The sequence below is a fragment of the Agrobacterium sp. MCAB5 genome (genome assembly GCF_052114365.1).
Taxonomy (GTDB): Bacteria; Pseudomonadota; Alphaproteobacteria; order Rhizobiales; family Rhizobiaceae; genus Agrobacterium; species Agrobacterium tumefaciens.
Window position 1 is genome coordinate 150,991 of sequence record NZ_JBFREP010000005.1, and the last position, 13,604, is coordinate 164,594.

Sequence of the window (13,604 nt, forward strand, 5' to 3'; positions counted from 1 at the left end):
GACCCGCGCGCATTACCTGTCCATGTCGAATTATAAAGAAGGCGAATTGCGGCATTATGCCGTGATCCGGCTATGTTAACGGACCAGTTCCAGAGAAAAACAATATGAATGTCGTCGTCGTAGAATCTCCTGCCAAAGCCAAGACGATCAACAAGTATCTTGGTCCGGGCTACAAGGTTCTTGCATCCTTTGGCCACGTCCGGGACCTTCCTGCCAAGGACGGATCTGTGCTGCCCGACCAGGACTTCGAAATGTCCTGGGAGGTCGATAGCGCATCCGCCAAGCGCATGAAGGACATTGCCGACGCGGTGAAGTCCTCCGACGGCCTGTTTCTCGCAACCGACCCGGATCGCGAGGGTGAAGCGATTTCCTGGCATGTGCTTGATCTCTTGAAGAAGAAGCGCGTTCTCGGCGACAAGCCGGTGAAGCGCGTGGTCTTCAACGCCATCACCAAAAAGGCGGTACTGGACGCGATGGCGAACCCGCGCGACATCGACGTGCCGCTGGTCGATGCCTATCTTGCCCGCCGTGCGCTGGATTATCTCGTCGGTTTCAACCTGTCGCCGGTTTTGTGGCGCAAGCTGCCGGGCGCCCGTTCCGCCGGCCGCGTACAGTCCGTTTCGCTGCGTCTCGTCTGCGACCGCGAAGCCGAGATCGAGCGTTTCGTCTCCGAGGAATACTGGAACATCAGCGCGCTGCTGAAGACACCGCGCGGTGACGAGTTCGAGGCGAAGCTGGTTTCCGCCGATGGCAAGAAGCTGCAAGGCCGTTCGATCAAGACAGGAGATGACGCCAACCGCCTGAAGGCGCTCCTGGAAGGCGCGACCTATATTGTCGATACGGTCGAGGCGAAACCCGTCAAGCGCAATCCCGGCCCGCCCTTCACCACCTCGACGCTGCAGCAGGCTGCCTCCTCGCGCATGGGCTTTTCGGCCTCGCGGACCATGCAGGTGGCCCAGAAGCTTTATGAAGGTATCGACATCGGCGGCGAAACCGTTGGTCTGATCACCTATATGCGTACCGACGGCGTGCAGATGGCGCCGGAAGCGATCGATGCCGCACGCCGCGCCATCGGCGAGCAGTTCGGCGACCGCTATGTGCCGGAAAAGGCGCGCTTCTACTCGACCAAGGCAAAGAACGCGCAAGAAGCGCACGAAGCTATCCGTCCGACCGATTTTAACCGCACACCGGATCAGGTGAAGCGTTACCTCGATGCCGACCAGTTGCGTCTTTACGACCTGATCTGGAAGCGCGGCATTGCGAGCCAGATGGCATCTGCCGAAATCGAACGTACCACCGTGGAAATCCTTGCCGACAAGGACGGTGAAAAGGCCGGGCTTCGTGCCGTCGGTTCCGTCATCCGCTTCGACGGCTTCATTGCCGCCTATACCGACCAGAAAGAAGATGGCGAGCAGAGCGACGACGGTGACGATGAAGGCCGCCTGCCACAGATCAATGCGCGCGAGAACCTCGCCAAGCAGAAGATCAACGCCAGCCAGCACTTCACCGAGCCGCCGCCGCGTTATTCGGAAGCATCGCTCATCAAGAAGATGGAAGAACTCGGCATCGGCCGTCCTTCCACCTATGCGGCGACACTGAAGACGCTAAGCGACCGCGAATATATCATCATCGACAAGCGCAAGCTCATTCCCCACTCGCGCGGACGGCTGGTGACGGCTTTCCTCGAAAGCTTCTTTGCCAAATATGTCGAATACGACTTCACCGCCGATCTGGAAGAAAAGCTCGACCGCATTTCCGCGGGCGAACTGGACTGGAAGCAGGTGCTGCGCGATTTCTGGAAGGATTTCTTCGCGCAGATCGAAGATACCAAGGAATTGCGCGTTACCAACGTGCTGGATGCGCTCAATGAAGTTCTGGCCCCGCTGGTCTTCCCCAAGCGTGAGGACGGTTCCGATCCGCGCATCTGTCAGGTTTGCGGCACCGGCAACCTTTCGCTGAAGCTCGGCAAATACGGCGCTTTCGTCGGTTGCTCCAATTATCCGGAGTGCAACTTTACCCGCCAGCTCACGTCCGATGGCTCGGAAGCCGAAGCTTCCGTGTCTAACGAGCCGAAAGCGCTGGGTGCCGATCCGATGACTGGCGAGGAGTTGACGCTTCGGTCTGGCCGTTTCGGCCCGTACATCCAGCGCGGCGATGGCAAGGAAGCCAAGCGCTCCTCGCTGCCCAAGGGCTGGAAGCCTGAGGACATCGACCACGAAAAGGCGCTGGCGCTCATCAACCTGCCGCGCGATATCGGCAAGCATCCCGAAACCGGCAAGATGATTTCCGCCGGGCTTGGCCGCTACGGACCCTTCCTGTTGCATGACGGTTCCTATGCGAACCTCGAAAGCATCGAAGATGTGTTCTCGATCGGCCTCAACCGTGCCGTTACCGTTATTGCCGAGAAGCAGAGCAAGGGACCGGGGCGCGGCCGCAACGGCACGCCCGCGGCGCTGAAGGAACTGGGTGATCACCCCGATGGCGGCCCGATCACCGTCCGCGACGGGCGTTACGGCGCTTACGTCAACTGGGGCAAAGTTAACGCCACCATTCCAAAGGGGCAGGATCCGACCTCCGTGACGCTTGACGAATCGCTGGTGCTGATTGCCGAGCGTATCGCCAAGACAGGAACCGGCGGCAAGCCCGCCAAGGCCAAGAAAACTGCTGCCAAGAAGGCCGATGGCGACACAGCCGCAAAGCCGAAGGCGACAAAAGCCAAGGCCGCAACGAAAAGCAAGACGGCTGCCAAGCCGAAGGCCGCAGCCAAACCCAAGAAGGCAGAATCGTGAGCAAGGCGCCGCGTCAGAGACAGGGTTCCGCCAGCGACGGCTTCGGACGTACCGGGCGCGGCAAGCGGGCAAATGAAGGTGAAGGCATCATCCATGGCGAGGTGCCTTCCCGCGAAGTGCTGCTGAAATTCATCGCCGAGCATCCGCAGCAGGCCTCCAAGCGCGAAATCGCCAAGGCTTTTGGGCTGAAAGGCGACGACCGCGTTGTGCTCAAGGCACTGCTAAAGGAGCTTGAAACCGATGGCATGGTGCAGAAGAGCCGCAAGACGCTGACGCGACCGGGTGGCCTGCCGCCGGTGACGGTTCTCGACATCACCACCCGCGACAAGGACGGCGAATTGATCGGCCGGCCTGCCGAATGGCCTGAAGATCAGGGCGCGGCCCCCGCCGTGCTCATCCGCCAGTCTTCGCAGGATCGCAGTAAGAAAGCCCCTGCCGCCGGTCTCGGCGATCGCATTCTGGCAAAAATATTCCCGTCCAAGGACAGCGTCGGCCCGGCCTACACGGCCCGCGTCGTCAAGCTGATCGACCGTCGTCAGAACGCACTGCTTGGCGTGTTCAAGGAAACGGAAGGCGGCGGCGGACGCCTGATGCCGATCGACCGGCGCGGCGAGGAAATGGTCATCGACCCCGAGGGTGTGGGCGATGCCAAGGACGGCGACCTGATCGAGGTGGAAACCTCGCGCAACAGCGGTCGTTACGGCCTGACGCGCGCAAAGGTTCTTTCGGTCGTCGGCTCAGTCGCCTCGGAAAAGGCGATCTCGATGATCGCGATCCATGCCCACGGTATTCCGCACATCTTCCCGCCGAATGTTCTGGCCGAGGCGGATGCCGCAAAACCCGCGACCATGTCTCACCGCGAAGACTGGCGCGACCTGCCGCTGATCACGATCGATCCGGCCGACGCCAAGGACCATGACGACGCGGTCTATGCCGAACTCGACCCCTCGCCCGACAATCCCGATGGAGTGATCGTCACCGTCGCTATCGCCGACGTGTCCTGGTATGTGCGATCAGGCGCACCGCTCGACCGCGAGGCGCTGAAGCGTGGTAACTCCGTCTATTTCCCTGATCGTGTCGTGCCGATGCTGCCGGAACGCATCTCCAACGACCTCTGCTCGCTGAAGGAAGGCGTCGACCGCCCTGCCCTTGCTGTGCGGATGACGTTCTCGAAGGAAGGCCGCAAGGCGAGCCACACTTTCCATCGCATCATGATGAAGAGTGCCGCCAAGCTCTCCTACCAGCAGGCGCAGGCCGCAATCGACGGCCGCCCGGACGACAAGACCGGCACGCTGCTGGAGCCGATCCTGAAGCCGCTGTGGCACGCCTATGCCGTGATGAAGCGCGGCCGCGATCGCCGCCAGCCGCTGGAACTCGACATGCCGGAGCGCAAGATCCAGCTCAGGCCCGACGGCACGGTGGACAAGGTCGTCATTCCCGAACGCCTCGACGCGCACAAGCTGATCGAGGAAATGATGATCCAGGCGAACGTCGCCGCCGCAGAGACCCTGGAAAAGAAAAAGCAGCGGCTGGTCTACCGCGTGCATGACGCCCCCACACTTACCAAGCAGGAAGTGCTGCGCGAATTCCTCGGCACCATCGGCATTTCCATGGCCAAGGGTGTCGCGATGCGCGCCAATTCCTTCAACGGTATTCTGGCGCGCGCACTCGACACGCCGCACCAGATCATGGTCAACGAGATGGTGCTGCGCAGCCAGAGCCAGGCGATCTACAGCCCGGAAAATATCGGCCATTTCGGCCTCAACCTGATGAAGTACGCGCATTTCACCTCACCGATCCGCCGTTATGCCGACCTGATCGTGCATCGGGCGCTGGTCGGATCGCTAGGCCTCGGCGAAGGCGGCATCACCCCGCAGGAAGAGGCGACGCTGGACGATATCGCCGCCGAAATCTCGACCTTCGAGCGCCGCGCCATGGCCGCAGAGCGCGACACCATCAACCGGCTGATCGCGCACCATCTTTCCGAGCGCGTCGGTGAGGAGTTCGATGGCCGCGTCGCGGGTGTCACCAAGGCGGGACTATTTGTCGCGCTGCCGCAGTTTGGCGCCGACGGGTTTGTTCCTATATCTACACTTGGAACCGACTATTTCCTCTACGACGAAGCCCATCAGGCTCTGACGGGGGAAAAGACGGGTCTCGGTTATCAACTCGGCGATACGGTTCAGGTGCGGCTTGCAGAAGCGGTACCCTTGGCTGGTGCGCTGCGGTTTGAAATGCTGAGCCCGGGGCGCAAGATGCCGGTCGGCTCGCGGTCGTTCCACAAGGCAGGCCGGCGGACATCACGTCCTTCCGCCAAGCCGGGAACAAGGCCGCCGAGAGGACGTCGGTAACAAGACCGCGTCAAGCGGTTAAGACAAACGGGAGAAGGACTTCAGGATGAGTGCAAATCAGGGCTCGGAAACGGTTACCTTCGGAGATGGAAGCGCGGAGCGTCCGCTTGGCCGCTCGATCATGCGCGGCATGGCCAATCGCTGCCCGGCCTGTGGCAGCGGTCGCCTGTTTCGGGCCTTCCTGAAGCCGGTGGACAATTGCGCGGCCTGCGGCGAGGAAATGCATCATCACCGCTCCGACGACCTGCCGCCCTATATTTCCATCGTCATCATCGGCCATATCGCCGTTGGCGGCTTCATGATGACCGATCTCGTGCTTTCCGTTCCCATGTGGGTACACTTCGCCATCTGGGTGCCTATCACCATTTTGGCCGCGCTTCTGACGCTGCAACCGATCAAGGGTGGCGTCATCGGCCTGCAATGGGCACTTAGAATGCACGGCTTCGACGGAAAACAGCCAAAAGTGCAGATAGACGGCTCCTCCCACTGACGGCGGACGGGAATTTGAACGTGTCCGAGCTTCCCTCGAGCACCAAGGCGGCGAGCGGCCCGTTGCGGCCGCGCGATGCCGCCTCAATCATCCTGTTTGATCGTTCCGGCCCTGCTGTTCGCGTGCTGATGGGCCGGCGCAGTAATGCGCACATATTCATGCCCGGCGCTTACGTGTTTCCCGGTGGCAAACGCGATCCACGCGACCACGCCCTGCCCTTCTCCGGCGATCTGCACCCCGCCGTGCTGCGCAGCCTCACCTCATCTGCCGCGCGCCGCCTGAGCGCTGCCGGGGCACGGGCGCTGGCGCTTGCCGCCGCGCGCGAGCTCGTGGAGGAAACCGGCGTCGATATGGGCATGGACGCTGATGGTCCGGATCTTTCGCGTTTTCGATATGTGGCGCGCGCAATCACCCCGCCCGGCAATATCAGGCGTTACGACACGCGATTCTTTTGCTGTTACGCCGACGAGTTGCGGCTGGATACCCGGCTAATCAGGGATTCAGATGAGCTGCACAATGTGCAATGGCTTGACATGACAGCGCTTTCCAGTCTGAACATGCCGAAAATCACACGCACGGTTCTCGAAGATGTCACAAAACTCATGATAGGTGATCCGTCACTGCCCTTTGAAAGCCCCGCGCGGCTCTATGTCACGCGCCACGGCCGATTCATTCGAGACTTTGTATAAAGGCCGTCATGTCACAAATGAAATGCGAAGCGGACGCCATTCACTGGCCCTCACTGATCGCCGCCATCTCCGCCATCAGTGCGGTCGGTGTCGCCATCGGCCTTGGCCTGCCGCTCCTGTCGATCATCCTTGAGAAGCGCGGCATCTCCTCCACCATGATCGGGGTAAATTCGGCAATGGCCGGCGTTGCGGCGATGATGGCAGCGCCGGTGACCACCAAGATCGCCCATGATTTCGGCGTGGCGCGAACGATGCTATTTGCCGTTGTCGTGTCGGCCCTGAGTGCGCTCTGTTTCTATTTCGCCGACGCCTTCTGGATGTGGTTTCCGCTGCGAATCGTCTTCCATGGCGCAACCACCACGCTGTTCATCCTCTCCGAATACTGGATCAACATGACCGCGCCACCGAAAAAACGCGGCATGGTTCTCGGCATCTACGCCACCGGACTTGCGGTTGGGTTCGCGGTTGGCCCGTTATTGTTTTCCGTGGTCGGCAGCGATGGCATCCTGCCATTTCTGGTCGGGGCGGCAATCATACTGCTTGCCGCGATCCCGATCTTCCTTGCGCGCGGCGAAAGCCCGGAGCTGAGCGAAAGGCCGAACCACCATTTCGCCCGTTATATATGGCTGGTGCCGATGGCTTCTGCGGCGGCCTTCGTGTTCGGCGCCGTGCAAGCGGGCGGTCTGTCGCTCTTTCCCATCTATGCGACCCGCGAAGGCTTCAACGAATCGCAGGCGGCACTTCTGCTGACAGTGATGGGCATCGGCAACATGGTCTTCCAGATACCGATCGGCCTGCTTTCGGACCGAATGAAGGACCGGCGCACAATGCTGGCGCTGATGGCCTTTGCGGGCGTTTGCGGCACGCTGGCGCTGCCCTTGCTGGTGGATAGATGGATTCTCGTCGCGGCCCTGCTGCTGTTCTGGGGCGGCCTCGTATCCGGCATGTATACCGTCGGCCTCACCCATCTGGGATCGCGTCTCAAAGGGGCCGATCTGGTGGCCGCCAACGCCGCCTTCATCTTCTGCTATGCCATGGGCACTATAGCCGGACCACAGGCCGTCGGCATTTCCATGGATGTTGCGGGTACCGATGGTTTCGCCTGGGCGCTTGCCGTGTTTTTCGGGCTTTACGTGGTGCTTTATGCCTTCCGTTTTGTTTTCAGGGCAAAACAGACTTGACTTTTCAGGCGCGATACGTAGTTTCGCGCCAGATTTAGCCGAGGTGAGAAGCGCCTGCGGCTTCTCTTTTGTTTAAAGGCAGGACGACCATGGCGAAAGCTACAACAATCAAGATCAAGCTGCTGTCGACAGCCGACACCGGTACCTTCTACGTCACCACCAAGAACAGCCGTACGTTCACGGACAAGATGACGAAGACGAAGTATGACCCGGTTGTACGCAAGCACGTTGAATTCAAGGAAACCAAGATCAAGTAATTCTTGATCGGGTTCTCCGGCAAAAGCGCGCCCAACGGGCGCGTTTTTTGTTTGTACGGAAAGGATTGCCGCCAACGGCATTCTTTGCGCCAGCGCCCTCGCAAGGCCCGCCACGGGCCAACGAATCGTAACCTTCCTAGTTGCGGTTCTTGAGTTTGGAACCCAGTCGGCGCTATCGGCACTGCGGGAAAGCTCTTTATCACCGTCTCGCCTACCAGCGCCTCTCCTAATCAGCGTCTCATCGGTCAAATGCGTCAACCGCTGCGACAGCGCGCAGCCTGCGCGCGCAGCCGGATGTGCTGCGCTATAAGCGGCAGCACAAGCACAGAATATTTTCGGAGATAAGGCGGTCGGCCAACGATGTGATCACGGCACGAGGAACCGATTCGGACATCGTCAGCCGACCGACCCCACGATCCAGGAGATGCGGCGGACCTGAGCATCATGGGGCATTCAAACTACGCAATACCAGCCCCTGACGACCGAAACATCAGCGGTGTAAACCGCCATCGTTTCTTCATCACTAGACGGAAAAACCGCCGGAAGAACTGTTATTCTCGATTGGGAGTGTGCGCAGAAGTAAAATAAAAATCAACAAATTCTTAAGCCAGAGATACATCACCTGGAAAACATGGTTAAATATACAACGCAGGCACACTATAGTTCCGTGAGCGATTGAATTCAACGTATTTTTCAACTTGAACTCTATTAACCCTGTTAGACTTCACCCCCTCATTGTAAGAAGATAAAATACTGGCAAGGTCAGGGACTTCGCGCTTGCCACAGTTTGCCGTCAGGTCTTTGGGCGGCTATCGATAACGGTAAACGTCGAAAGTCTCAAAAGGCGGCACGGATTGTCAGCGTCATGGTCTGCGCCTTTAGGCGGCGGCCGCCACGACGCGGTTGCGTCCTGTGTGTTTCGCCTCGTAGAGCGCCCTGTCGGCCTGCTTCAGAAGCTCGTCCGGCGCGCCGAATGCTCCACTGCTGGTGGCGATGCCGAGCGAAGCCGTGATACTCAACTCGCGGTCGATGGAACGAACGTGAAACGGCTTGTCCTCGATGATTGCCCGCAGGCGTTCGGCAACGCTTGTGGCAAGCTCCATAGGCGTGTCGGGCATCACAACCACGAATTCCTCCCCGCCATAACGGCAGGCAAGATCGGCGCCGCGCACCGTGCTGCGGATGCGGGCTGCAAACTCGCGCAGAACCTCATCGCCGACATCGTGGCCATAGGTATCGTTGACCAGCTTGAAGCGGTCGATATCGGTCATGCAAATGGAAATCGGGCGGCCACGCACGGCGGCGCGGTCGAAAAGTATTTTCAGATGATTGTCGAGATAACGGCGATTGTTAAGACCAGTCAGCCCGTCGACGATAGCAAGCTCCATCGTGTGCTGGAGATTGAGCCGCAGATGCTCGTTATAGCGCTTGCGCCGGATCTGAGTCAGAGACCGGGCGACAAGTTCGTTGGGATCGATCGGGCGAAGAATATAATCGTTCACGCCAAGATCGAGCGCCCGCGCCACCATGTCGTCCGCCCCCTGTTCCGCTACCAGAAGCAACGGCAGGAACCGGGTACGCTCCAGCGAACGAAGCTGCGAACACAGTCTCAGCGGATCGTAATCCTCAAAATTGGAATTGACGATGACAAGCTCGAAGGGGTTGCTCGCGGCCTTCAACAGGGCCGCCTGAGGCTCCGTGACGGCATCGACCTCGGCAACCGGCTTCAGCGCCCTGACGATGCGTTCCTGCGAGCTGGCGCGGCCATCAGCCACCAGAACGCGGCCAGGCGTTTGCATGAGGCCATCGCTGCGCAGCATCTCCTCGATGCCGATCTCGCGCGCGGTCTCGGCCCGCAGCCGCAATTCGTCACTGACGGCCTTGAGGCGCACGAGGCTTTTGACACGGGCGATCAATTGAAGGTCGTTAACGGGCTTGGTCAGAAAATCATCGGCGCCGGCTTTCAGGCCGCGCACGCGGTCTGAGGGCTGATCGAGTGCGGTGACCATGACAACAGGAATATGCGCCGTTTTCGGATTGGCCTTCAGCCGTTCGCAGACCTCGAAACCGTCCATGCCAGGCATCATGATGTCCAGCAGGATGATATCGACCTGTTCCTGGTCGCAGATATCAAGTGCCTTGAAACCATCCTCGGCGGTTACGACGTCGAAATATTCCGCGACAAGCCGGGCTTCGAGAAGCTTTACGTTTGCGGGTATGTCGTCAACAACCAGAACTCTCGCCGTCATAACAGTTCCCCAACCGCCTTACGCATCGCCTAGATAGGTCTTGATGATTTCGATGAATTTCGGAACGGAGATCGGCTTGGACACATAGGCCTCGCATCCGCCCTGACGAATGCGCTCCTCGTCCCCCTTCATGGCGAAGGCGGTTACCGCGATGACCGGAATGACGTGCAGCTCGTCATCTTCCTTCAGCCATTTCGTCACCTCCAGCCCGGAAACCTCCGGCAGCTGAATATCCATGAGAATGAGGTCGGGGCGATGCTTGCGGGCAAGATCCAGCGCTTCCATGCCATTGCGCGTCTGGATCGTCGTATAGCCAGACGCCTCGATAAGGTCACGAAAGAGCTTCATGTTCAGCTCGTTGTCTTCGACTATCATGACCTGCTTGGGCATGGTGGGCAGTCCCCGTTTCGCTTTGAAACCTTCTCCCAGACATATAGGGTGCCAGAGAACCGATTCCATCGTCCATTTGTTGCGCAAGGCTAGAACGATTTGGTTTCAAAATAGGTAACTTCGGTAGAGAAATGCTGAGAGATACAAAAAACAAAGACAATGCCGGAAAATATCCGCAAGAAACGGCAGCCGCCATACTTGGCTGGCTGGCAAACGAGCCGGAAATGCTCGGGCGTTTTCTGGCGCTGAGCGGATTGCAGGCCAATATGCTGCGCCATGCCGCCGACGATCCCGGCTTTCTGGCGGGGCTCACCGATTTTCTGATGAGCCACGAACCAGACCTCATGGCCTTCTGCGCGGCGACCGACACATCCCCCGAAACGGTTGCCGCCGCCTGGCACCATTTTTCCGGCCCGGGGTTGGATTCGGGTGAGTATTGACAGGCCACCCCTTCAGCCACCGTCACGGCCGGAGTATGGTTAGCGACGTTCTGGTTTTGTTTTCGGCCCATGTCCACATCGCATCTTTATGATCCCGGTTTTTGCCGCGACTGTCTGGCCGGCCAGCCAGCGGACCTGAGGCGTTGTCGCGCCTGTGGCAGTCCCCGCCTCGTCTACCATGACGAACTCTACGACCTCAGCATCGCCCATATCGATTGCGACGCGTTTTACGCCTCCGTTGAAAAACGGGACAATCCCGAGCTTGCCGACAAGCCGTTGATCATCGGCGGCGGAAAACGCGGCGTGGTTTCCACTGCCTGCTACATTGCCCGCATTCAGGGCGTGCGCTCCGCCATGCCGATGTTCAAGGCGCTGGAAGCTTGTCCGGACGCCGTGGTCATCAAGCCCGACATGGAAAAATATAGCCGCGTCGGCCGTCAGATCCGAACCATGATGCAGGATTTGACGCCGCTCGTGCAGCCGCTTTCCATAGACGAGGCGTTTCTCGATCTTTCCGGAACGGAGAGGCTGCATCACGATCCACCTGCCCGGGTTCTGGCGAAATTTGTGAAACGGGTGGAAAAAGAAGTGGGCGTAACCGTCTCGGCCGGGCTGTCCTACTGCAAATTTCTGGCCAAGGTCGCGTCTGACCTTAAAAAACCGCGCGGTTTTTCGGTGATCGGCGAAGCGGAAGCGCTTTCCTTTCTGGCAGCACGGCCCGTCACGACGATATGGGGCGTTGGAAAGGCGTTTGCGGCGACGCTGGAGGCGGACGGCATCCGCATGATCGCGCAGTTGCAGGAGATGGAGGAAGGCGACCTGATGCGCCGCTATGGCGTGATGGGACAACGGCTGTTCCGGCTTTCGCGCGGTATCGATGAACGGCACGTGCACAATAACGACCCCGTGAAAAGCGTGTCTTCCGAGACCACCTTCTTCAACGATATTTCCCGCCACGAGGACCTCGTACCGATCCTGCGGTCGCTTTCCGAAAAAGTTGCCTGGCGCCTGAAGAAGAGCGGCATTTCCGGCCAGACGGTTGTACTGAAAATGAAGACGGCCGATTTCAAACTCCGCACCCGCAACCGCAAGCTTGATGACCCTACCCAGCTTGCCGACCGCATATTCCGTACCGGCCTTTCGCTGCTTGCGAAAGAAACCGACGGCACCAAGTTTCGCCTGATCGGCATAGGCGTCAGTGATCTGCGCGATGCGGACCTTGCCGATCCTCCTGATCTCGTCGACAGGCAGGCGGAACGGCGGGCGGCGGCGGAAGCGGCAATGGACAAATTGCGCGACAAGTTCGGCAAGGGCAGCGTCGAGACCGGCTACACTTTCGGCACACGCAAATAGCGGCCATGCCGCTTGCAAACGCCGTGAAACCCTGCGGCCTGCAACACCCCGCCCCTATTTTAGATATTACACAAATTAGTGATGTGGCAGACGCCCTATCCTTAAACTTCATTAAACTTCGCGTGGTTGAGTAAACGAAGTTTTGTGCATGTGGTGTATTGCGTCATGTCCCTTCGCTTCCGTCTTCTGACCGGCATGCTGTCGGCCAGCATTCTTGCCTTTCCGGCGCTTGCCGCCGACAACAAGTCCCTGCAGATCGTCGTTTCGAAAAGCGATCAATCGCTGGCGCTATACGAGAACGGCGAGATCGTTGCTACATCCAAGGTCTCAACCGGCAAGGCCGGGCATGAGACGCCGAGCGGCATTTTTTCGATTCTGGAAAAACGCAAATACCACGAATCGAACATCTACTCGGCCGCGCCCATGCCTTTCATGCAGCGACTGACATGGTCGGGCATCGCGTTGCACGAAGGCAAGGTGCCGAATTACCCGGCCTCGCATGGCTGCGTGCGCCTGCCTTCGAAATTCGCGCAGTCGCTGTTCGGCGAGACCCGCTACGGCGTGCATGTCATCATCACCGACCGGCCGGTTTCTCTGCGCTCCGTACAACATTCAGCCCTGTTTGAGCCGCGGGACGATGCCGATGACGGCAAGCTGCTTTTATCCGACGTCGAGCTGCGCCCCGCGACCTTCGACGCCGCATTGGGCACCGTTGAGGTGGCCGTGAATGAAAAAACGCAAGCCATCAAACCGATGGCCAAAGGCAAGGAGCCCTCGCCCTTGCGCATCCTCATCACCCGGCGCGGCGAGCGCGAAAAGGTGATGGATATTCAGGCCGTGCTGACCCGCCTTGGCTTCGATGCCGGCGCACCGGACGGCTATACCGGAGAAATGACGATCAGCGCCGTCAACGGGTTCAAGCGCTGGAAGGGGCTGAAAACCACCGGGCCGCTACTGACCGACGATTTCGTCGCTGCGCTTTACGCATCCGCCGGCGAAGATCATCCACCGAATGGCCAGATCATGGTGCGACAGGATTTCAAGCCGCTATTCGAGGCTGCGATCGACATCAAGGATCCCGAGGTGGCACTCGGAACGCATTTCTTCGAAGCCGTTGCCGTTAACCGCGCAGCCGGAACCGCCGAATGGAATGGCGTAACACTGGAAAACCATCTGCCGGCCGCAGCCCGCAAGCGGCTCGGCATCACCGTTACCGAAGCGCCCGGTGGCTTTGACCAGCTAAGCGCCGTGCTCGATCGCCTCGAAATACCGGCTGAAATTCGCTCCCGAATCGAGAAAGAGCTTTCAACCGGCAGTTCGATTACCGTTTCCGACCTCAGTCACCAGATGGAGACAGGGATGGGAACGGACTTCATTACCGTGACAAAGGAAGGGCCGGTTTGAGGGCTTGAGGC

At 59.4% G+C, this 13,604-nt stretch carries 11 protein-coding genes; 9 read left to right on the top strand and 2 right to left on the bottom strand.

Annotation, left to right across the window (positions count from 1 at the left end):
- The first annotated feature begins 104 nt into the window (after nt 1–104).
- From topA to rpmG, 6 genes are all read left to right on the top strand, one after another.
- Nucleotides 105–2,789 carry a type I DNA topoisomerase gene (gene topA / locus AB4Z23_RS13935; RefSeq protein WP_025593271.1) on the top strand — a complete coding sequence of 895 codons (2,685 nt, stop codon included), beginning with the start codon at nt 105–107 and terminating at the stop codon, nt 2,787–2,789.
- Entirely contained in the window at nt 2,786–5,140 is a 2,355-nt protein-coding gene (gene rnr / locus AB4Z23_RS13940) for a ribonuclease R (RefSeq protein WP_003512718.1), read from the top strand. Before topA ends, rnr begins: the two co-directional genes overlap by 4 nt.
- 46 nt (nt 5,141–5,186) lie before the next feature.
- Complete coding sequence (locus AB4Z23_RS13945; RefSeq protein WP_003512717.1) at nt 5,187–5,630, top strand: DUF983 domain-containing protein; 444 nt, start codon at nt 5,187–5,189, stop codon at nt 5,628–5,630.
- A gap of 20 nt (nt 5,631–5,650) precedes the next feature.
- Nucleotides 5,651–6,319, top strand: coding sequence for an NUDIX domain-containing protein (locus tag AB4Z23_RS13950; RefSeq protein ID WP_174049401.1), 669 nt, complete (start codon nt 5,651–5,653; stop codon nt 6,317–6,319).
- A gap of 17 nt (nt 6,320–6,336) precedes the next feature.
- Nucleotides 6,337–7,500 carry an MFS transporter gene (locus AB4Z23_RS13955; RefSeq protein WP_019565488.1) on the top strand — a complete coding sequence of 388 codons (1,164 nt, stop codon included), beginning with the start codon at nt 6,337–6,339 and terminating at the stop codon, nt 7,498–7,500.
- Between the two features lie 89 nt (nt 7,501–7,589).
- Complete coding sequence (rpmG, locus tag AB4Z23_RS13960) at nt 7,590–7,757, top strand: 50S ribosomal protein L33 (protein ID WP_003496403.1); 168 nt, start codon at nt 7,590–7,592, stop codon at nt 7,755–7,757.
- Between the two features lie 878 nt (nt 7,758–8,635).
- Here rpmG and AB4Z23_RS13965 read toward each other — a convergent pair.
- Entirely contained in the window at nt 8,636–10,006 is a 1,371-nt protein-coding gene (locus AB4Z23_RS13965) for a PleD family two-component system response regulator (protein ID WP_019565487.1), read from the bottom strand.
- Between the two features lie 18 nt (nt 10,007–10,024).
- Nucleotides 10,025–10,396: a response regulator gene (locus tag AB4Z23_RS13970; protein WP_003496409.1), complete on the bottom strand. Its 372-nt coding sequence runs from the start codon at nt 10,394–10,396 to the stop codon at nt 10,025–10,027.
- Between the two features lie 131 nt (nt 10,397–10,527).
- Here AB4Z23_RS13970 and AB4Z23_RS13975 point away from each other — a divergent pair, with 131 nt between their 5' ends.
- The 3 genes from AB4Z23_RS13975 to AB4Z23_RS13985 all read left to right on the top strand — a co-directional run bounded on the left by AB4Z23_RS13975 (nt 10,528) and on the right by AB4Z23_RS13985 (nt 13,593).
- Nucleotides 10,528–10,836 carry a DUF3572 domain-containing protein gene (locus tag AB4Z23_RS13975; RefSeq protein ID WP_421476412.1) on the top strand — a complete coding sequence of 103 codons (309 nt, stop codon included), beginning with the start codon at nt 10,528–10,530 and terminating at the stop codon, nt 10,834–10,836.
- Nucleotides 10,837–10,905: 69 nt separating this feature from the next.
- Nucleotides 10,906–12,189, top strand: a complete 1,284-nt coding sequence (locus AB4Z23_RS13980) for a DNA polymerase IV (protein ID WP_025593266.1) — start codon at nt 10,906–10,908, stop codon at nt 12,187–12,189.
- Nucleotides 12,190–12,354: 165 nt separating this feature from the next.
- Nucleotides 12,355–13,593: a L,D-transpeptidase family protein gene (locus AB4Z23_RS13985; protein WP_112154933.1), complete on the top strand. Its 1,239-nt coding sequence runs from the start codon at nt 12,355–12,357 to the stop codon at nt 13,591–13,593.
- Nucleotides 13,594–13,604: the final 11 nt, after the last annotated feature.

Bases quoted from the DNA above. Each gene is read 5' to 3' on its own strand.
- AB4Z23_RS13975 (WP_421476412.1), top strand. From the start codon at position 10,528: ATGCTGAGAGATACAAAAAACAAAGACAATGCCGGAAAATATCCGCAA.
- AB4Z23_RS13980 (WP_025593266.1), top strand. From the start codon at position 10,906: ATGTCCACATCGCATCTTTATGATCCCGGTTTTTGCCGCGACTGTCTG.
- topA (WP_025593271.1), top strand. From the start codon at position 105: ATGAATGTCGTCGTCGTAGAATCTCCTGCCAAAGCCAAGACGATCAAC.
- AB4Z23_RS13985 (WP_112154933.1), top strand. From the start codon at position 12,355: ATGTCCCTTCGCTTCCGTCTTCTGACCGGCATGCTGTCGGCCAGCATT.
- AB4Z23_RS13955 (WP_019565488.1), top strand. From the start codon at position 6,337: ATGAAATGCGAAGCGGACGCCATTCACTGGCCCTCACTGATCGCCGCC.
- AB4Z23_RS13970 (WP_003496409.1), bottom strand. From the start codon at position 10,396: ATGCCCAAGCAGGTCATGATAGTCGAAGACAACGAGCTGAACATGAAG.
- AB4Z23_RS13945 (WP_003512717.1), top strand. From the start codon at position 5,187: ATGAGTGCAAATCAGGGCTCGGAAACGGTTACCTTCGGAGATGGAAGC.
- AB4Z23_RS13965 (WP_019565487.1), bottom strand. From the start codon at position 10,006: ATGACGGCGAGAGTTCTGGTTGTTGACGACATACCCGCAAACGTAAAG.
- rpmG (WP_003496403.1), top strand. From the start codon at position 7,590: ATGGCGAAAGCTACAACAATCAAGATCAAGCTGCTGTCGACAGCCGAC.